At 36.2% G+C, this 19,023-nt stretch carries 20 protein-coding genes; 15 read left to right on the top strand and 5 right to left on the bottom strand.

All coding sequences use genetic code 11. The annotated features are described in order from the left end of the window. Positions 1-59 precede the first annotated feature (59 nt). Complete coding sequence (locus EK417_RS09315) at positions 60-674, top strand: GNAT family N-acetyltransferase (RefSeq protein ID WP_076596501.1); 615 nt, start codon at positions 60-62, stop codon at positions 672-674. A gap of 218 nt (positions 675-892) precedes the next feature. Here the strand turns inward: EK417_RS09315 and EK417_RS09310 are convergent, their stop codons facing one another. Further along, entirely contained in the window at positions 893-3,097 is a 2,205-nt protein-coding gene (locus EK417_RS09310) for a S46 family peptidase (RefSeq protein ID WP_110366593.1), read from the bottom strand. An 86-nt stretch (positions 3,098-3,183) separates the two neighbouring features. On the opposite strand from EK417_RS09310, the gene EK417_RS09305 reads away from it, so the two are divergent. Continuing rightward, positions 3,184-3,618: an META domain-containing protein gene (locus tag EK417_RS09305; RefSeq protein WP_136522017.1), complete on the top strand. Its 435-nt coding sequence runs from the start codon at positions 3,184-3,186 to the stop codon at positions 3,616-3,618. Positions 3,619-3,805: 187 nt separating this feature from the next. On the opposite strand, the gene EK417_RS21310 is transcribed toward EK417_RS09305, so the two are convergent. Continuing rightward, entirely contained in the window at positions 3,806-4,108 is a 303-nt protein-coding gene (locus EK417_RS21310; protein WP_181446074.1) for a hypothetical protein, read from the bottom strand. A gap of 147 nt (positions 4,109-4,255) precedes the next feature. Then, positions 4,256-4,963 (bottom strand): LytR/AlgR family response regulator transcription factor, encoded by a 708-nt coding sequence (locus EK417_RS09290; protein WP_076596499.1) that lies wholly within the window; start codon positions 4,961-4,963, stop codon positions 4,256-4,258. A 195-nt stretch (positions 4,964-5,158) separates the two neighbouring features. On the opposite strand from EK417_RS09290, the gene hflX reads away from it, so the two are divergent. The 9 genes from hflX to EK417_RS09245 all read left to right on the top strand — a co-directional run bounded on the left by hflX (position 5,159) and on the right by EK417_RS09245 (position 14,628). Beyond that, positions 5,159-6,382, top strand: a complete 1,224-nt coding sequence (gene hflX, locus EK417_RS09285; protein WP_110366592.1) for a GTPase HflX — start codon at positions 5,159-5,161, stop codon at positions 6,380-6,382. Further along, a complete protein-coding gene (locus EK417_RS09280; protein WP_110366591.1) occupies positions 6,382-7,017 on the top strand; it encodes a DUF4919 domain-containing protein in 636 nt (211 codons plus the stop codon). Before hflX ends, EK417_RS09280 begins: the two co-directional genes overlap by 1 nt. Before the next feature lie 20 nt (positions 7,018-7,037). After that, positions 7,038-8,324, top strand: coding sequence for a cation:proton antiporter (locus EK417_RS09275; RefSeq protein ID WP_136522016.1), 1,287 nt, complete (start codon positions 7,038-7,040; stop codon positions 8,322-8,324). Positions 8,325-8,330: 6 nt separating this feature from the next. Then, a complete protein-coding gene (locus EK417_RS09270; protein ID WP_136522015.1) occupies positions 8,331-9,047 on the top strand; it encodes a DNA alkylation repair protein in 717 nt (238 codons plus the stop codon). 133 nt (positions 9,048-9,180) lie between these two features. Continuing rightward, positions 9,181-9,849, top strand: a complete 669-nt coding sequence (locus EK417_RS09265) for a hypothetical protein (protein WP_110366588.1) — start codon at positions 9,181-9,183, stop codon at positions 9,847-9,849. Positions 9,850-9,866: 17 nt separating this feature from the next. Continuing rightward, positions 9,867-11,885 carry a hypothetical protein gene (locus EK417_RS09260; protein WP_136522014.1) on the top strand — a complete coding sequence of 673 codons (2,019 nt, stop codon included), beginning with the start codon at positions 9,867-9,869 and terminating at the stop codon, positions 11,883-11,885. After that, the gene (locus EK417_RS09255) at positions 11,886-13,124 is read left to right on the top strand and encodes a hypothetical protein (protein ID WP_136522013.1); all 1,239 of its coding nucleotides are present in this window, start codon (positions 11,886-11,888) and stop codon (positions 13,122-13,124) included. 28 nt (positions 13,125-13,152) lie between these two features. Further along, a complete protein-coding gene (locus tag EK417_RS09250) occupies positions 13,153-13,491 on the top strand; it encodes a DUF6122 family protein (RefSeq protein WP_076596491.1) in 339 nt (112 codons plus the stop codon). A 66-nt stretch (positions 13,492-13,557) separates the two neighbouring features. Beyond that, positions 13,558-14,628 (top strand): calcium:cation antiporter, encoded by a 1,071-nt coding sequence (locus EK417_RS09245; protein WP_110366585.1) that lies wholly within the window; start codon positions 13,558-13,560, stop codon positions 14,626-14,628. 64 nt (positions 14,629-14,692) lie between these two features. Here EK417_RS09245 and EK417_RS09240 read toward each other — a convergent pair whose 3' ends face one another. Then, positions 14,693-15,073: a group III truncated hemoglobin gene (locus EK417_RS09240; RefSeq protein ID WP_076596489.1), complete on the bottom strand. Its 381-nt coding sequence runs from the start codon at positions 15,071-15,073 to the stop codon at positions 14,693-14,695. A 211-nt stretch (positions 15,074-15,284) separates the two neighbouring features. Between EK417_RS09240 and EK417_RS09235 the strand changes: the two genes are divergently transcribed. From EK417_RS09235 to EK417_RS09220, 4 genes are all read left to right on the top strand, one after another. Beyond that, positions 15,285-16,277, top strand: a complete 993-nt coding sequence (locus EK417_RS09235) for a hypothetical protein (RefSeq protein WP_136522012.1) — start codon at positions 15,285-15,287, stop codon at positions 16,275-16,277. Positions 16,278-16,559: 282 nt separating this feature from the next. Next, positions 16,560-17,531: an ion channel gene (locus EK417_RS09230; RefSeq protein ID WP_110366583.1), complete on the top strand. Its 972-nt coding sequence runs from the start codon at positions 16,560-16,562 to the stop codon at positions 17,529-17,531. Next, on the top strand, positions 17,532-18,020 hold the full coding sequence (locus EK417_RS09225; protein ID WP_076596486.1) for a YkgJ family cysteine cluster protein: 489 nt from the start codon (positions 17,532-17,534) through the stop codon (positions 18,018-18,020). It abuts the gene before it with no gap. A gap of 239 nt (positions 18,021-18,259) precedes the next feature. Then, a complete protein-coding gene (locus EK417_RS09220) occupies positions 18,260-18,562 on the top strand; it encodes a hypothetical protein (RefSeq protein WP_136522011.1) in 303 nt (100 codons plus the stop codon). Positions 18,563-18,605: 43 nt separating this feature from the next. Here EK417_RS09220 and EK417_RS09215 read toward each other — a convergent pair whose 3' ends face one another. After that, a complete protein-coding gene (locus tag EK417_RS09215; RefSeq protein WP_136522010.1) occupies positions 18,606-18,974 on the bottom strand; it encodes an iron chaperone in 369 nt (122 codons plus the stop codon). Positions 18,975-19,023: the final 49 nt, after the last annotated feature.

Genomic DNA, 19,023 nt, shown 5'->3' with positions numbered 1-19,023 from the left:
AATAATACTTTTAATCCGCTTTCTCACATTAATATATCAATCATATAAAACAGTTTAAAATGAATTCAAAATCATACACCCTTCCGCTTGGTCTTTCAAATGTTGAACCAGGCCATATAGCAAGCATTGTAACTTGTCTGGAAATGACAAAAAGACCAGTCCTTTCCGATCTTTTAATGCCGGAAGGTATCTCTCTTGACTTATTAAAGAATCCTGATCTCAGCGCATACAGGGAGTTATTCCGTAAAATCGGCGCTGATTGGCTGTGGTTTTCCCGCCTTATTATATCTGATGAAGAGTTATATGATATTCTTAACAGGGAGAGCACAAAAATTTTTGTAGTAAAGCAAAACGGAGTTGAAATAGGATTGCTTGAGCTTGATTTTAGTGAGAAGCATACCTGTGAGCTTGTATTCCTGGGTCTTGATTCAAGTGTAACGGGTAACGGGTTGGGACGTATTTTGATGAATAAGGCCCTTCAGATTGCATGGTCTTCCGGAATTGAACGTATGTGGCTGCATACCTGCAGTTTTGATCATCCCGATGCACTGAAATTTTATTTAAGGAATGGATTTAAACCCTATGCTGTAAAAGTTGAAGTCCATCCTGACCCACGCTTATCAGGGCATTTATCCACCGATTCTGCAGCTCATGTTCCAATTGTCAGGAACTAATTTATAGGTATGACCTGATAACTTTTTGTTCTCGGAAAGTGAAAGAAAGTAAATTTTTGCTTGAAAAATATAATTTGGAAGATCATGTAAATGATAACATTGTTGTATTTCCTCGTTTTGTTGGATAATAGCTTCAGGAATCATGAAATGTTTTTAAGTGTCAAAAATGAAAAAACCGTGAAATTTACTTTCACGGTTTCAAAATATATCAGTTAAGATTACTTTTTAACTTTCTTAGGTGTTGTTGTAGTACCTGAGTTTTTAGTTTTTGTGTCAGCCGGAGTGTTTTCATCTCTTACAAGCTTCAATTCATCCACTAATCTTCTGGCTCCAGCAAACTTATCGATTGTCCAAAGAACAAAACGAACGTCTACATTGATCGTTTTCTGCCATTCAGGCTCGAATACGATATCACCGCTTAATGCTTCGCTGTTTCCGTCGAAAGCGATACCAATAAGATTTCCGTCTCCATCAATTACCGGAGAACCAGAGTTACCGCCTGTAATATCGTTGTTAGAAAGGAAGTTTACAGGCATATAACCTGCAGCATCAGCATACTGACCGAAATCTTTAAGGTTGTAAAGATCAATCACTCTTTGAGGAAGATCAAATTCTTCATCCCCTTTCTTGTATTTTCCAACAAGACCAGTCATATCTGTATAATAATTATCAGTAATTCCGAAATAGTTTCTGTCATTTCTGATAGGTAATTTATCTACTGTACCGTAAGTTAATCTCATAGTAGAGTTTGCGTCCGGGTAGAATTTCTTTTCAGGCATAGCTTTCATTAAACCAGCTAAGAACATACGATTCTTTTTTGCAAAATTGTCGTCTACGTTAGCATATCTTTCGGTACTCATTTTTTGATCAGCAACAATCCCGTTGGCCGCTTTCCAAAGCGGATCAGCATCAAGCTTCAAGGCATCAGGGTGCAATAAGAAATTCGTTGCAGAAGTTTTGTTGGCGAAGATAGAAGAGTAGGCCAGGTTAGAAATTGTTTTAGCATCTAATCCTAAAATGGTAGCAGAAGCAATTTCTTTATTAGTAACTCTCATCTGGTATAGGTTTACCATAGAAGAAAGCATTTCTCCTTCCAAAGACGGGTTGAAGTTTTCATAAGCCGCTTTGATTGCCGCTTCAGTTTTAGCTTTCATCGCTAATCTTCCCTGCATGTCCTGAGCAGCATATGTTTTAAGAGCAGATCCTAGCTGTAATGCAAGGGTAATATATTTTGCATTTCTTGAAAACTGAGTAGCATAGTTTCTTTCAACATTTCTCTCAGAAACCTGCTTATAGTACATTGCAATATCTTCCAGAATACCATCATAAGCTTCATTTCCAGACTTAATAGACCATTGTCTGAAAATGTCTTCAGTTTTTTGTTTATCAGCAATAGTTCCGTTTTTCTCTACTGCATCGATAGTCCCTTGTCTGTTTTTCCAGTAGTTGGCTACAGAAGCATATTGAGAAGCATAGTTAAGCTGAGTTGCTTTATCCTTGTCCATGTACTTTTTCATGACATCCATAGCCAGCTTAGAAGCTTCCACCCATGCCGGGTAATCTTTAGTTACCATCTGCTGAATTCCGTAAGAAGTCAGATAACGGTTCGTTCTTCCAGGATAACCTAAGATCATTGAGAAATCACCAGGCTTAATTCCTTTAAGAGAAACCGGAAGGAAATGCTTAGGTTTCAAAGGAGTATTGCTTGGAGAATATTCAGCAGGGTTACCTGCAGCATCAGCATATACTCTGAAAACGGTGAAGTCTGCAGTGTGTCTTGGCCATTCCCAGTTATCTGTGTCTCCTCCGAATTTTCCTAATGATGAAGGCGGAGCACCTACCAATCTGATATCTTTATAATCCTGGTATACGAAATAGTAGAATTCATTTCCGTTGAAGAAATCTTTTACTACAACAGTATATTTCCCGTTTTCAGAGTTTTCTGTCTGGATGGCTTTAGTTTCAGCATCAATAACAGCTTTTCTCTCTGCTCCGGTCATATTGTTGTTTAGTTTAGAATTGATTCTTTGTGTAGCATCATCCATTCTCACTAAAAATCTTACATAAAGATCCTTTGCATTGAATTCGTCTTTCTGTTTCATTGCCCAGAAACCGTTCTTCAAATAATCTTTTTCCGGTGTAGAAGCCGCAGCAACAGCACCGTAACCACAGTGGTGGTTGGTAAATATAAGTCCTTTATCCGAAACAATTTCACCTGTACAGAAACCACCGAAACTTACGATAGCATCTTTTAAGCTTGAATTGTTCACGGAATAAATTTCTTCAGGCGTAAGATGTAGACCCTCTTTTTGCATATCAACACCGTTAAGTCTTTTGATGAGCATTAGCAGCCACATCCCCTCATCCGCCCTCATCTGAGCAAAGCCCAGCAAGAAAGTGAATAGTAGAAATAGTCTTTTCATTTTATAAAATAATTTTTGTGTCGCTAATTTACTAATTTTTACGAGATTCTGTCCCGGATTGGTATGAAAATGGGATGATAATCCGCATGAAAAAGATACTATTACCACTTTTTGCCGTTTTGCTTTTAGGACTCGTTTTAAATTGTTCCTCAGTGCCCACCAGGGATCCCTTTCTTCAAAGGCAATGGATGCTTATTTCTTTTGATGGCTTTTCAAAAGATCAATTAACAGCCAATAATGCTGAAATGAATCTGACCGCCAATAAGGTAAGGGGTAAAATTCAGGCACGTGTTTATATGGGATGTAACAGGATGTCTTTTGTTTCGGAATTTAAAAAAGGTGGAAGAGTAAGCATTTCAAAAGGAGTAAGCACAATGAAAGCCTGCCAGGATATGAATCTTGAAACTTCTTTTCAGAAAAAAGTAGAGACCATGACTAATTATTCTATTGAGGGACATTTTCTTACCTTATCCGATGATCAAGGAAATTCAATGAAATTTGTAGCTGCTGATTGGGATTAAAGTTTTCTCTTATCATACAAAAGTCCGCCTTATAGCGGACTTCTTTGTTTGAAAAATCTAGTTTGGTTATCAGCTTTTTAAGGTTACCAGTTTTTGAGAGTCATTAGTTTTTGGGAATGGTTTTTTTATTTCTTCCAGGGTTGCTGTGTTGGGCAGCCTGGTAACATTCATTTTGTGTTCCTAGAATTTATAGTATTATGATATGCCTGTCTGTTGGGAATTGTTTTTTTATGTCTGCTGTATTAGTGAGATGTTTTTCTGAATTGTCTGCCGCTGCTTTTGCTTTCTCTCTGTATCCGCTTCCTTCTGCATTGGCAGTAACGACATTTCCTGTTCCTTTTTCCAGATAGGTTGTCTGACCTACGCTGTACCAAACAAAACCATTCGCTCCTGATGCATCCGGTCCGGCTTCCAAAATTGCAGATTGTGTGTGCAGTATGGGGATGAAAAAGACAGACAGAATGATACAATAAATAGATGTTCTTTCCATGGATAACAGTTTTGGTAATTAATAGATGTGTTTTCCTGAGGAATTTGGGAAGACTAAGTTACCAACTATCTCCATTGAATGACAGGATTATAGACCAACGGCAGAAATAATAGACCAATGGCATCTTGTAAATCACGAATATATTTTTTAAGGATTGAAAAAAGAAAGATTATCCTTATAGGTTCGGCCAATAGGAAGCTTGATGTGATGTGCAAGCTCTATTTCGTGACAGCTTTTTCCGCGGATAAGATGGCGTGGAACAGCATAGCTTCTGTGTATTCTGATAAAAGAATCAAAAAAATTTTTTTGCAGAAGATTTCCCAGTGAATTTAAAATACAGTAATTTTTTTCAAGAGTGATAATCCTGGTGTAATCTTTCAGAGCTTCCAGATAAAGAATATCTTTCATTTTAATCTGAAAAACATGACCTCCTTCTTTTATTTTGATACAGTTTTCTCCCAGCATAGCGTCATAGCATTCACATTTTTCTTTTACTTCAAGAAAATCAAAAAGTTTTTCCATAGAATAATGAAAGCGTTCTGCAGTAAGAGGTTTGGTAATAAAATCTAAAGTATTAATCTCAAAGGCTCCGGCCGCCAGCTCCGGATGTGAGCTTACGAAAATACAGGCGGGTATTTTATGAGCCAGTTTACGGAATTCAAAACCGCTCATTCCTTTTAAATTGGTTTCAGTAATCAGGAGATCAACAGGAATATCAAGGTAGGGAACTGCCTTTTCTGCAGCATCGAAAGTAGCGACAATTTCAATGTTTTGATATTGCCTGATGTAATGCTGAAGAACCAGCCTGTCCAGTTCATCATCATCAATAATCATACATCTGATAGGGATAATCATGATATTCCGGAAATTAGCTTTTGATTTAAATAATTAAAAATCAGAAATTTATTATATAAAGCTATTGATTTTTTTGGAATATAACTCACTGGCAAACTTAAATTTATATTAAAATATATTATTAAATAAAAATTGATTTTGTTTTTTTTCCGAAAAATATTAACTTGTAAAAATCATAAACATAGACAGACCTTAATGTTAGAAAAGAAAGAACATAACTATGAGAAAGCGGTCCTGGTGGGTGTTATCACGCAGAATCAGGATGAAGAAAAGCTGACGGAGTATTTAGATGAACTGGAGTTTTTAGCTTTCACAGCAGGAGCAACCGTACAAAAGCGTTTTACCCAAAAACTAACTCAGCCTGATTCCAAAACCTTTATCGGTAGCGGTAAAGCTATTGAGATAAAAGAATATGTAAAAGAAAACGAGATCGGAACCGTAATTTTCGATGATGAACTCTCTCCTTCGCAGCTTAAAAACCTGGAAAGAGATATGGAAGTGAAAATCCTGGACCGTACCAATCTTATTCTTGATATTTTTGCCCAAAGAGCACAAACTTCATATGCAAGAACCCAGGTGGAACTGGCACAATATCAATATCTTTTGCCACGTCTGACAAGAATGTGGACCCACCTTGAACGTCAGAAAGGGGGAATTGGAATGAGAGGTCCCGGAGAAACAGAGATTGAAACTGACCGTCGTATTATCCGTGACAGAATTACATTGCTGAAAGAGAAACTGAAGACCATCGACAAGCAAATGGCTACCCAGCGTAATAACCGAGGGAAAGTTGTTCGTGCAGCTTTGGTAGGATATACCAACGTAGGGAAATCTACCCTGATGAATTCCATTTCAAAATCTGAAGTTTTTGCTGAAAATAAATTATTCGCTACACTGGATACCACAGTAAGAAAAGTGGTAATTGGAAATTTACCTTTTCTGTTGACAGACACCGTAGGATTTATCAGAAAATTACCCACTCAGCTTGTAGAATCATTCAAGTCTACATTGGATGAGGTTCGCGAAGCTGATCTTTTAATCCACGTGGTGGATATTTCTCACGAAAGCTTTGAAGACCATATAGAATCTGTTAATCATATCCTGATGGAAATTAACGCTCATCAGAAGCCGATGATTATGGTTTTTAATAAAATTGATGATTTCAGCTATGAGAAAAAGGATGAAGATGATCTTACGCCTTCAACCCGTAAAAATATTTCTCTTGAGGAATGGAAAAAGACGTGGATGGCAAAATCAAAATATCCAACTGTATTCATCTCTGCACTAACGAAAGAAAACTTCCCGGAAATGAAGAAAATGATCTATGATGAGGTTATGAAGATTCATATTTCCAGATTCCCATACAACGATTTCCTTTTCGAATATTTCGACAATGATGAGGAAGAAAGCAACAATTAATGAAGTATTACTTTTTCCTTTTATTCATCTTGTTTTCGGTTTTTGGGTTCAGCCAGAAATCAAAAATTGATTTAAAAGCTATTGAGAAAAGTCTCAGGACTTCCGACTCTCCGTACAATTACGAAAAACTTATTTTCAAATTTAAAGGATATCCAAAGTCTCTGGACAGTATAGAAGCTCAATATCTATATTACGGAAGAAATTTTAGGAACGATAAAATAAGTACATCAGATGACAGCTTTAAAAGTCTTGTAGAAGCTTTTAAGCAAAATAATTTTGCAGACTGTATCAAACAGGGGAAAGCTTTGTATGGTAAAGATCCGACCAATCTGGATATTCTGTTAATTCTTCTTAGGGCTTATGATTCTGTAAAAGATGGAAATAACTTTATCCATCATCTGAACCAGTTCCGTACCCTTACTGAAGGAATAAGAAGTTCAGGAGACGGAAAATCTGAGAAAACAGCTTATATCGTTAATTCCGTGGGAGATGAGTATATTCTTCTCAATATTCTGAATATAGGACAGGATTATACCAGGAGTTCAAAAGCTTCTAAAGATGCGATGTTTGATATATGGGAAAAGGATGGGAAGCAGATTTATATCAAAATACTGTATTTGGAACTCACTAACTAATCTTAAAATAAAAACACTTAGTGGAATTATATTATTCATTTTCAGCATTAATCGTATTAGCATCAATATTTGCCTATCTTAACTACAGATTTTTAAAACTTCCGAGTACCATCGGAATTATGGTCATTGCCATTGTGGTTTCTATTTTTCTGGTCCTGTTCGGAGAAACGGTTCTTCCCAGAACTTTCGGACATCTTCATAAACTGATGAACGGCATAGATTTTACAGAAGTTTTGATGGGGGCCATGCTTAATTTTCTGCTCTTTGCAGGAGGAATTCATATTAATATTAATGATCTGAAAGAACAGTTCAGACCTGTAGTGATATTTTCCACGGTAGGTGTTGTGATTTCTACCTTTGTTGTAGGATTCGGAATGTTTTATCTGCTTCCTTATGTAGGAATAAAGCTTCCTTTTATCTACTGTCTTGTTTTTGGTGCTTTGATTTCTCCTACCGATCCGGTAGCGGTTCTGAGTGTACTGAAACAAGCCAATGTATCCAAATCACTGGAAACAAAAGTGGCCGGAGAATCTCTTTTTAATGACGGTATGGCGGTTGTAGTATTTACGGTGATCTTACAGCTGGCGGTCGGAAAAGAAGTTGATCTGGGTGTTGAAACCATCGGATTGCTTCTGCTTAAAGAAGCCGGAGGAGGTCTTTTACTCGGGGTTCTGTTAGGATGGGTTACTTCAAGATTGATGCGTGAAGTGGATGATTATATTATCTCTGTGTTGGTGACACTTTCTGTTGTAATGGGAGGGTATCTTATTGCCCGTCAGATGCATATTTCAGGACCATTGACAATGGTGGCCGCAGGATTGTTTATGGGGAACTTCAACAGAAGTTTCAAAATGAAATCAGTGACGCAGGACTATCTGATTAAATTCTGGGAGCTGATTGATGAAATTCTGAATGCTGTACTATTCCTGTTCATCGGTTTTGAACTTTTGATGATTAAAGATCTCAGACATTTCATGATTCCCGGCTTAGTTGCCATTGTGGTAGTTCTGTTTGCAAGATTTATTTCTATTTGGGGACCTACAAAATTTACTTCTCTGAGAAGAAGTTTCAGTCCACAGACGGTAAAAGTTCTCGTTTGGGGCGGAATCCGCGGAGGAGTTTCCATCGCATTGGCGATGTCTGTTCCTAAAAGTGAATACAGTGAGATTATTTTAAGTATAACTTATTGTGTAGTAGTATTCTCGATCATTGTTCAAGGGCTTACTATTGCAAAAGTGGCGAACCCTAAACAGATTGCAGAAGAGGAGGGAGAGCAGGAAAATATTGCTTTAGAAGAGAAAGCTTAATTTATTATGAGTATTGTTAAAGAAATACAGGAAGCACTTGCTGTTTTATCCATTCCTGAAAAGGCAGAATTTTTTCCAAGATTTTTCAAAACGGGAAAAGGAGAATATGGTGAGGGTGATTTTTTTCTGGGGGTAAAAGTTCCGGATCAACGCTCTGTAGCCAAAGAATATTACTCGAAAATAAATTTACAAGAACTCAGCACCTTACTTTCTTCAAAATATCATGAGCACAGACTGACGGCTCTTTTTATGCTGATTTCAAAGTTCGAAAAAACAAAAGATAAAGCAGTAAAAGAAGAAGTGATCGCTTTTTATCTGGATCATCTTCCCTATGTTAATAACTGGGATCTGGTAGATTCAACCTGTTATAAAATTTTAGGCAGATATGCTTTTGAAAATCAGAAAGAAAATCTTCTTAGAGATCTTTCAGAATCTGATGAGATGTGGCATAAAAGGATTGCTGTTGTCGGAACAATGCATTATATAAAAAAAGGGTCATTTGAGCTGACAAAAGAATTCGTCACCAGAAATCTGAAACATCCACATGATCTGATGCACAAAGCAAATGGATGGCTGCTAAGGGAAATGGGAAATAAAAATGAAGGAGCGCTGATCCGTTATCTGAATCAGTATTATAAAGAAATGCCCAGAACCTGCCTTCGGTATGCTATTGAAAAACTGGATGAAGATCTTCGTCAGGACTACCTTAAAGGACGTATTTAAAAAATAATAAACGGAAAAAGTACCGTATTTTTCCCTGAAAAAGTACCGGGAAACAGCTATTTATGTCCAAAAAATCAAAGATTATAAGGATTTAAGGTCAGAATTAAGTAATTTTGTGGTTTTAAACCTAATCATGAAAAAAATATTAAAACTATTTCTTGTTCTGCTTCCCCTGTTATTTTTAACAAGCTGTTTCGATATTCTGGATAAGGTGAACGTAAAAGCAGATGGTACAGGAGAATATACTATTATTCTTAATGCCAGTAAAAGCAAAACACGGCTGGCTTCAATTTCCAAGATGGAAACCATCAACGGAAAAAAAGTTCCTAAAAAGTCAGAAATTGAAAATAAAATCAATGAAGCTGCCAGAATTTTTAAAGCAACTCCGGGAATCAGCAATGTGAAAACCTCCATGGATTTTGATAATTACATCATCAAACTGAGCTGCAATTTCAAGAAAATAGAAAATATCAATGCCGGTCTGGAAAAACTAAAGGCTCAGAAAATATTGGGCAAAGTGGTTCCAACACAAGTATACAGCCAAAATCTTGAAAAAAAGATATTAACAAGGAATAAAGTAAATACCTTCAAAACAGATTATGACAAGATGAGTAAGGCTGATAAGGAGGTTTTTAACGATGCGAAATATACTTCCATTATGCAGTTTGAAAGCACGGTGAAATCACAAACGAATAATACGTATGTGCTTTCTCCCAATAAAAAAGCACTCAAGCTGGAGGCTGATATTCTGGATCTGATCCTTCAAAAAAAACAAATTCAAAACACCATTCTTTTTCAATAAATTTCTAAACTATAGTCATGAAATCTATCTTATTAAAAACGCAAACCATTATTTTCGTTCTCTTTGGCTTTACATGGGGTTTAGCTCAAAACAGCATGAAAATTCCTTCCGATGCCGTATTTTATATGGAAGTTAACGGAAAACAGCTTAATAATAAAATCAACTGGAATAAACTGAACCCTTTGCTGCATGAGCTCAGCAAAAAGAGCAAAGAAAACCTTTCATGGACAGATTATTCCAAAACAGGAATCAAATATGATGCTGTTCAATATCACTATGCAAGTTTTAATGACTCGATTAAAGCTTATAATACCCATTTTATCATTGATAATAGGGAAAAATTTCAGGAGTTTATTAATTCTGTAAAGAAAAAAGGACAGGAAGTTTCCAGCAGAAAGAACTATTCTTATGTAGATATCAATGATGATATTTTTGTAGCATGGAACGGAAGCCGTGCTGTTCTCAGCATGATCAGCTATACAAAACCGTATAAGGATCTTTGGGCAGAGGAAGCAGTTGCAGACAGTACAGCAGTTGCAGTGGTGGACTCCGCTTACGCAGAGCCGGGAGATACAGTGTATACCGAAGAGCCGGAAAAGCCGTTTGATTACAAAGAAGAAATCAAAAGCCTGAAGGAAGATATCAAGTATCTGAAAGAAAGTATTAAAGATAATAATAACGAGATCGCAAGAATCCAGAAAGATATCAAATACCTGGAGAAACACCATAAATATCCTGCAGAGAAAGAAAGTGCTGAGAATTCTGAAAATGGAGAGGAAATGCCTGATGCAGAATATGATGAGGAAGAAGAAAAAGCCTATCAGAAAGAACAGGACTCTATCCGAAGAGAAAACTTTAAGGTTGTTAAAAAGAACGCTGAAGATCGTTTTGACCAATATTTCAGTTCAAATTTAGAAATTGAAGTTCCAAAAGAGATGCTTACATTCAGAGATGCCAATTCCGATGTTTTTGTGTACACAGATTATGGAAGAATTGTAAATGAAGGTATCTACGGAAAAATGACGAAGTATTACGGCTACGGACAGTTTTTCAAAAACATGTACAACTCCAACTATACATACAATCTGTATTTTGATAAAGACAAAGTAAGACTGGTGAATAATTATCAGCACAGAAATAATGACATTCAAAAGAATATCTCTGCCATTTATAAAGGAAAGAAAAACAAAAAGCTGCTGCAACTGATCAATGAAAAAAGTGTCGGTTACTATGCCATGAATGTTAACGGGGCAAAATGTTTTGACATGATGTACAGCCTTCTTCAGAATTCCGGAGAAAATGAGTACAAAAAAGAAATGGAGCTGATCATGGAAACCATGAAAATTGTACTGGATGAAGAAGCAATTACCAAAATTGCACCCGGAAACGGAATCTTTGTTTTAAACGAATTGAAATCTAAAACAGTAGAATACACCGATTATGAATACGATGCAGATTTCAATGAAAAAGAAGTAAAGAAAACCAAAGAGATTGCTGTTCCCAACTTCACTTTCGCTTTTGCAACAGAGAACGAAGGCTACTGGAACCGTATTTTTGATATGCTGACGACTAATAAAAAGCTTTCTAAAAGATTCTCTAAAAAAGGAGATTTGTACACATTTAAGGAAGAAAAAAATGGAGGCTATGTGGATCAGCTATTCTTTAGCGTGAAAGATGGAGTAGTGTATCTTATGAGTTCAGCAGATAATATTCTGCCGGTAGACCAATCTGATATTTCCAGAAAATGGGCAAAAGATTCAGCGAAATATCCTTTGTCGGGAAGACTGGATATCCGGAAACTTTTAACAGGATTAGATAAAGAATTCAAAAGTCCGAAAGAGAGAAAAACATTGGAGGCGATCAAAAAAAATGTTGGAGAATTGTATTATAAAACAGAAGTAAAAGGAGAAAGTATCCAGACTGAGATGAATTATAACATCAAAGATTCTTCGGAAAACAGCTTAATGTATTTCTTTGATATATTCGATCAGATTTTTAAAACAAAGGAAACAGACAAGAAGCCTCAAATTTTATAGATGAAAAAAAGGAAGATTATTATCCCGTTATTTTTATTGCTGGCTGTTGCAGTATATTTTGTAGCTTTTCACAAAGATAAAAGCCTTCAATATATTCCTGATAATGCAGATGCAGTGGTCTTAATTGACACGAAGAAATTAACGGGACAGTACCTCTTCAGTTTAGTAACTCATCCTTCAAAATGGTCCGGAAGTAAAAGAAAGAGTAAAAGTTCAGGATCAGTAAAATATTCAGGGATCAGAATACCGGATTTCCTGCAGGTCTTCCATATTAAAAACACCAGGCTGTCCGAATGGTACACGGTTTTGGAACTTAAAGACCCACAGAAGTTTATTGGTTTTTTAAAAAGTCAAAAGGTTGAATATAAAGGAAAGAACAGCTTTCAGAAGGATCAGTTATTCTTTATGATAGAAGGAAATTATTGCATTGCGGGAACTTCAGATCATGCTTTTGAAACTATTCAGAAAAAACTTCTACAGAGTTCTCTATATCATGTTTGGGATGCAGATAAATTTATTCAAAATACACTGGGAAGCATTTCATTCATTTCAGGACATAAGATCCGAAACTTTTCCATTGAGCTAAATGAGGATGAAATTGAAATCAATAATAATTCAAATCCGGAGATTCTTAATACGATTGCTTCAAAAGCTGAGAAAGGAAATCATTTTCTAGAACTTGAATTAGACAAAGAAAACATCAGAAATTTTACCCGTTTTTTCAAAAAAAGTATAGCAGATTCTTCACAGATAACATCTTTAAAGGCTGCTGCAGATCTTAGACAGATCAATGATACCATCGTCACGTATGAATATGATGATAATTTTAATGAAGTTGAAAAAAAGACGGTTCAAAAGATCATCCAGCCCAGCTATATGGTCGATATTCTGAGTAATGATCCTGAGAAAACCTGGCAGTATTTCCAGTCCGAAAAATGGATCAACAACGAAAATCAATTCACAGCAATTCCTTTTCAACCTAATAAAATCATTCAGCATGATAACGGTGTTACGATAAAATCAACCCGAAATCCGATAGCAATGCCGCCCCGATTAAATGAAAACTATATTGTAATCAGAAATAATGCGTTGTTGTATTCTTCTTTGAAAACACTGAGTATCACTGAAAAAAGAATCATCTCAGATATCGATTATGTATTGTACGGAAATCAATCCGGTCATTATTGGATAAAAATAAAAGCAAAGAAAGGAGAATTACCCTTAATTTTACGGTGGTAAGCAAAGAACCCGAATAAAATTTTCATAAATGGCTTCATCAGACATCGCATTGCTCAAAACTTTTACGCATTATTTTTTGCATCTTGTTTTTCCTGTTTTTATCGCATTGATTTTTTATCGTAAAAACTGGAAAAAGGCATATTTCATTCTTCTCGCTACGATGCTGGTAGATCTTGACCATCTTTTTGCCAATCCTGTTTTTGATCCTTCAAGAGAAAGCATAGGTTTTCATTTTTTACATTCTTATTACGCCATTGCGGTGTATTTTTTGCTGTTGTTCTTCAAAGGAAATATCAGGATTATAGGAATAGGGCTTCTGTTTCATATGTTCACAGATTATCAGGATTTTAACTTCTGGCCTCATTAAAATATTATTAATATTTTCTTTTAATATTGAAATTATTATAGATTTTTTGTATTTTGTAGTCACGATATGAGACTAAAAGAACTTTTACATTATACCTATATTTTTCCTATTCTGGCAGTAGGGTACTATTTTTCCGGTTTTATGGGAAGCGGTGTCTTTAATGATATTCTTGCCGGTATTTTATTGATCGGAAGTGTTTTATCAGCAGTACATCATGCTGAAGTTGTAGCTCATAAAGTAGGAGAGCCTTTTGGGACCATCATTCTGGCTCTTTGCATCACCATTATTGAAGTGGCACTCATCATCTCGCTGATGGTTGCCGGCGGAGATCAGGCGATCACGCTGGCCAGAGATACGGTTTTTGCTGCTGTAATGCTTATTCTTAATGGAATTCTCGGAATATGTATTTTGGCAGGCGGCTTTAAATATCATGAGCAGTTCTTCGCAAGAACCTCAGCAACTACTTATCTGGTGAGTATTGTTTCCATTCTGATACTTACCCTTGTTCTTCCCAATTTTACATCAAGTGTCAACGGACCATTCTATAACGAAGCACAGCTTATTTTTATATCCATAGCATGTCTTGTCATTTACGGGGTTTTCCTGATGGTACAGACGGTTCGTCACAGAAGCTACTTTATTGTTCCTGATGAGCATCCTGAAGAACATTATATACCTTCTTTACCAAAAACGCTTATCAGCTTTATTTTTCTGGTGATTTGTCTTGTTATTGTCGTACTGATGGCGAAAGGATTATCAGATACCATAGAAGGTATGGTACAGAGTCTTGGAGCTCCAAAATCCCTGGTTGGGGTAATTATTGCTGCCGTAGTTCTTCTTCCTGAAGGGGTTGCTGCGATCCGTGCAGCAAGAGCCAATCAAATCCAGTCCAGCTTAAATCTGGCATTAGGCTCTGCACTGGCAAGTATTGGTCTTACTATTCCAGCAGTTTCAGCGGTATGCATTATGTATGATATTCCACTTGTATTAGGTTTGGACAAAAAAGACATTATTCTGCTTTCTTTATCCGTATTTATTGTAATGTTATCTTTAAGTCGCGGTAAGACAAATGTTCTTTATGGTACTGTTCTGTTGGTAAATCTGGCAGCTTATATCTTTACAGTAATAGTTCCTTAAAAAAGCAAAAAGAATTCCATTTGAAATCAATTCCCGAAAACTTCAAAACCGGAACTCAAAGCACTTAGAGCCTTCTGGCCAGCTCCATTTTGAAAGCCATAAGTTTGGCTATATTTTCGGATTTGTAGATTGCCATGTCTGCATTTTCTCCTACAAAGTTTTCCTCAATAGTAGTGCGCCAAAGCAGCAGCCATCTGTCAAAATGCTTTTGTTCCATCGCCTGTATCTCGTTAATCGGGAAGTGTACACCCATTGGATTTCCTTTATAGGTCATCTGCCCGAAAAGAATAGACTCCCAGAAAGAATACATTTTAGGAAGATGCTGATCCCAGTCTACCTTAGCAATATCATTAAAAAAGAATCCAATGGTTTCATCTTTAACAACTTTGTTGTAAAATGAATTGACAAGGTATTCAATATCTTCTCTTGATTCAAGCTTTTTCATAGTTCAAATTTAATATAATTCACATTAAAAATTCCAGTCCCGAAATTGATAAATTTCATATAGACAGTATTTTACAACCCGTGCTGTAAAAATATAGAAGTATAAAATGAAAAAATTGGGAAAGATTAAAATTTGATTAATTCGCAAAAAAACACCTTAAAAGAATCCATTTTTTGTAAATTTAATTATTAAACACTAAAAAATTATTAAAATGACTAAAAAAATCAATTCTATTTGTATTCTCTTACTGATGTTTTCGGTGTCATGTTCAAGGGATGAAGTGAGTACTATTAATGATGATTCAGAAAAAGTGAATTATTCTGAAGTAAAGAATTCGCAGCTTACAGAGGCGAAAATGCTTCAGCAAGGCTGGAAAATTGTAGATGAGTTTAAATTGTCAGGTAATAATGGACTGAGTGCCCGCTATCGTTCATCTAATGAAGAGCGTGAAATTCCATTCAGGCCCAATCATCTGAAAGATATGGGATATGATATTAGTTATTCCGGAGAAAGAACGAGGTTGAAAAATGTTTTTGCTTACTCTGGTCAGGTTCCGGATGGAATTATTTTTAATCCTGACCTTTCTGTAGATGGAGATACACGGAATACAGCTCCTAATCCTAATGTTTCCATTGTTCTGGGAACTCCTGAGGTATCCATAAAAACAGATGGGGTGGATTTACCGGATAATGCCTATACCACGGAGGCGATTAATAATGGCGACAGAGAAAGTGAAATTACGGTAACCTATTCTTATAAAAAAGGATATTCTACCTCCTGGAAACGTACTGTCTCAGGTTCATTTGAAGTGGCAGCATCAGTATCCGTTGATATTCCGTTAGTGGCAAAAGCTTCGGCAAGCACAAAAGTTGTGGTGGGAGGAGATACAACGGAAGGAACAGAAAACTCTGAAGAAATTACGGAGACCAGCAGCTACAAGACCATCGTTCCTGCCCATTCTAAAAAGTCTATTTCTGTCCTTACGAAACTGAAAGGATCATCTGTTGAATACTTTGTACCTATGAAATTAACCGGAAGATTGCAAGCCAACTTTCCTTCTCCTGTAGATGGACATTATTATTGGGCCTTTCCTATCGAAAGCTTTCCTGATTTTCTTGCCAATATACATGGAGAATCGGGGATTGTAAAATCTGTCAGCAATGTAAGTGTTACGGTAATGGAATCACCGGCACAACCTATATAAAACTATTTTAATAAAGATTGTATAAACAGCAGATATTCAAAATTTCTGCTGTTTTTTTGTTTTAGTTCTTTTGAATGAAAGTTCAATAAAGCCCTTTGATAAAGCAATCTGTCATATGAATGATGAATATTAAAGGATGATTCCTAAAAAGCATTGATATCTTAATGGATTCTATTCTTAACTTTGCTTTTTAAATATCTGTAAGTTGAAAAAAGAGCTGATCATCAGATGGCTTACTGATAGAGGAAAATTATAATATAACAAAGTCAAAATGATTAACAAATGACAGGAGGACTCAGAAAAAAGATCCGTCAGAAAAATGCGGAGAACAGTGGTTTCGGAACCAATGCCTCAGGAAGGTTTATCAATAAAGATGGTCTCCCGAATGTTCAGAGAAGAGGAGTGAACGTTTTTAACAGGCTAAGCTGGTATCACACCATGCTGAATCTCTCTTCATTCCGTTTTATATCTTATCTGGTTATTGCTTATATCATCATTAATCTTTTGTTTGCTATGATCTATTATCTTATTGGTGTAGAACATCTTACCGGGATTGATAAGAGTGATCCGCTTAATGAATTTATTGATGTTTTTTTCTTCAGCTCTCAGACATTTACTACGGTTGGATATGGAAGAATCGCTCCTGTAGGTTTTCTGGCAAGTCTTGTGGCTACTTTTGAAGCTTTTCTGGGATTGCTTACCTTTGCCATTGCAACAGGGCTTTTTTACGGAAGATTTTCAAGGCCCCGTGCCTATCTTAGGTTTTCTGATATAGCCGTTATTGCTCCTTTTCAGGAATCTTCGGCATTAATGTTCAGGCTTGCTCCCTATAAGAATAATGCGCTGACGGATGCAGACGTTATTGTATCTGTAGCCATTGAGGTGATAGAAAACGGAGTAGCCAAAAGTAATTTTTACGGGCTTACGACACAGATGAGCAAAATCAATACGCTGGCTCTCAACTGGACTGTGGTGCATAAAATTGATGAAAACTCTCCGTTTTACGGATTTTCTGAGGAAGATTTTAAAAATACGGATATGGAACTTATCGTACAGGTACGCGCGTTTGATGAAGTGTTTTCAAATACGGTGGTTCAAAGGTCTTCGTATACTACAGGAGAAATTGTATATGGAGCTAAATTTGTTCCGATGTATTATCCAAACAAAGAAAATCTTTCAACGGTACTGGATCTGGATAAAATCAATGAATATAAGAAAGAAGAACTCCCGGATTCAGTGATAAACAAAGGATAAATGGATTTAGATTTTTATAAAAAACAAGCGATACAAAAGCAGAAAGAGCATAAGAAATTTCTGGACGGATTAAAAAAGAAACCACCCAAAAACCTCGACTATGCAGTACAGGAAACCCATGATGAAGTTTTTGAAGAAATAGACTGTCTGCAATGTGCTAATTGCTGCAAAACAACCGGTCCTCTCTATACTGAAAAAGATATTGAGCGAATTGCCAAACATCTCCGAATGAAGTCTGCAGACTTTGAAGCAAAGTTTTTAAGAGTGGATGAAGATAATGATAAAGTTCTGCAAAATCTTCCGTGTTTTTTTCTGAATGGTGATAATACATGCTCTATCTATGACGTAAGACCAAAAGCTTGTCGGGAATATCCCCATACAGACCGTAAGAAGATTTACCAGATCAATAATTTGATGCTTAAAAATACGGTTATCTGTCCTGCAGCATTTGAATTTGTAGAAAAAATGATGAAGAATATAGAGAAGTAGATTTCAAGGATGGAAGCAGGAGGAGGGAGAGGGAAGTTTTGAGAGTAAAACGGTTTAATTAAAGTCTTTTAACCGGAATAAACTTCCAGCTTCCGGCATCAGTCTTCCAACCAAATCACCCGAACTTATTTTTTGCAAATTCCTCTTAAATAATTATAAAGTCCGTTAAATAAGCTTTTTACATATAATTTCACAAATGATGCTTCGTTTTAGTTAAACAATCATTTAAATATTATATTATGAAAAAGTTATTTTTAACGGCAGCGTTTACATTAGTCGGAGTAATCGGAGTATCAGCACAATCAACACCACAAAAGCCGGCCGATACTTCTACTAATAACCCTGCGACAACTCAAACTCAACAACCGAATACTCAGACTACAAGTCATTCGGATCCAAAGAATCAACAGGAAAAATCACCTGCAACTACAATGGAAACTGCACCTGCAACGGATCCATCAGTAAGTACAACGCCTACTGATGCTACTAAACCTGCAGATGCTCCTAAAGAAGAGAAGAAAGACAAAAAGAAGAAAAAGTAAAGCACTTTAGCAAACACCAGCCGGAATCCTGAAATCTTGTATTTCAGGATTTTTTTTGTTCAATTTCTTCCACTCTGAACAGCAGGATCTTAGTAATGAGATCCAGTGGAAGATCTTCATGAATTGGAAATTGGACAGCGCCTTTAGAAAACTTATATTTTCTTTCCTTAAAATCTGTCTCAAAATTCCGGATACCTTCAGCTCCCGGATAGAATCCGATATGCTTTTTGTAACCCGCAAAATAAATCAACGGTTTTGCTTTGTACCGGAAGGCAGGCATCTGATATCCAATATATTCTTCAAGATCCGGAACCTGTAAATGAATTGCTTTCCTAAGTTCTTGAAGCTTTTCCTGTATTTCTACCGAAAACAGGAAAATGTATTCATCAATATTTGTAAACGTGCTTTGCATGATATATGACTAGTCCTAAAATAGGTTGACATAAAATTAGACAATATTT

This window comes from Chryseobacterium candidae (genome assembly GCF_004916905.1).
GTDB lineage: Bacteria > Bacteroidota > Bacteroidia > Flavobacteriales > Weeksellaceae > Chryseobacterium > Chryseobacterium candidae.
The sequence above is the reverse complement of the archived record's forward strand: the minus strand, read 5'-3'. Positions and strand labels throughout refer to the sequence as shown.

Coding starts and splice junctions, on each gene's coding strand:
- EK417_RS09245 (WP_110366585.1), top strand. CDS start 13,558: ATGAGACTAAAAGAACTTTTACATTATACCTATATTTTTCCTATTCTG.
- EK417_RS09260 (WP_136522014.1), top strand. CDS start 9,867: ATGAAATCTATCTTATTAAAAACGCAAACCATTATTTTCGTTCTCTTT.
- EK417_RS09235 (WP_136522012.1), top strand. CDS start 15,285: ATGACTAAAAAAATCAATTCTATTTGTATTCTCTTACTGATGTTTTCG.
- EK417_RS09310 (WP_110366593.1), bottom strand. CDS start 3,097: ATGAAAAGACTATTTCTACTATTCACTTTCTTGCTGGGCTTTGCTCAG.
- EK417_RS09265 (WP_110366588.1), top strand. CDS start 9,181: ATGAAAAAAATATTAAAACTATTTCTTGTTCTGCTTCCCCTGTTATTT.
- EK417_RS09230 (WP_110366583.1), top strand. CDS start 16,560: ATGACAGGAGGACTCAGAAAAAAGATCCGTCAGAAAAATGCGGAGAAC.
- EK417_RS09255 (WP_136522013.1), top strand. CDS start 11,886: ATGAAAAAAAGGAAGATTATTATCCCGTTATTTTTATTGCTGGCTGTT.
- EK417_RS09240 (WP_076596489.1), bottom strand. CDS start 15,073: ATGAAAAAGCTTGAATCAAGAGAAGATATTGAATACCTTGTCAATTCA.
- EK417_RS09305 (WP_136522017.1), top strand. CDS start 3,184: ATGAAAAAGATACTATTACCACTTTTTGCCGTTTTGCTTTTAGGACTC.
- EK417_RS09315 (WP_076596501.1), top strand. CDS start 60: ATGAATTCAAAATCATACACCCTTCCGCTTGGTCTTTCAAATGTTGAA.
- EK417_RS09225 (WP_076596486.1), top strand. CDS start 17,532: ATGGATTTAGATTTTTATAAAAAACAAGCGATACAAAAGCAGAAAGAG.
- EK417_RS09215 (WP_136522010.1), bottom strand. CDS start 18,974: ATGCAAAGCACGTTTACAAATATTGATGAATACATTTTCCTGTTTTCG.
- EK417_RS09280 (WP_110366591.1), top strand. CDS start 6,382: ATGAAGTATTACTTTTTCCTTTTATTCATCTTGTTTTCGGTTTTTGGG.
- EK417_RS09270 (WP_136522015.1), top strand. CDS start 8,331: ATGAGTATTGTTAAAGAAATACAGGAAGCACTTGCTGTTTTATCCATT.
- EK417_RS09250 (WP_076596491.1), top strand. CDS start 13,153: ATGGCTTCATCAGACATCGCATTGCTCAAAACTTTTACGCATTATTTT.
- EK417_RS09290 (WP_076596499.1), bottom strand. CDS start 4,963: ATGATTATCCCTATCAGATGTATGATTATTGATGATGATGAACTGGAC.
- EK417_RS21310 (WP_181446074.1), bottom strand. CDS start 4,108: ATGGAAAGAACATCTATTTATTGTATCATTCTGTCTGTCTTTTTCATC.
- EK417_RS09220 (WP_136522011.1), top strand. CDS start 18,260: ATGAAAAAGTTATTTTTAACGGCAGCGTTTACATTAGTCGGAGTAATC.
- hflX (WP_110366592.1), top strand. CDS start 5,159: ATGTTAGAAAAGAAAGAACATAACTATGAGAAAGCGGTCCTGGTGGGT.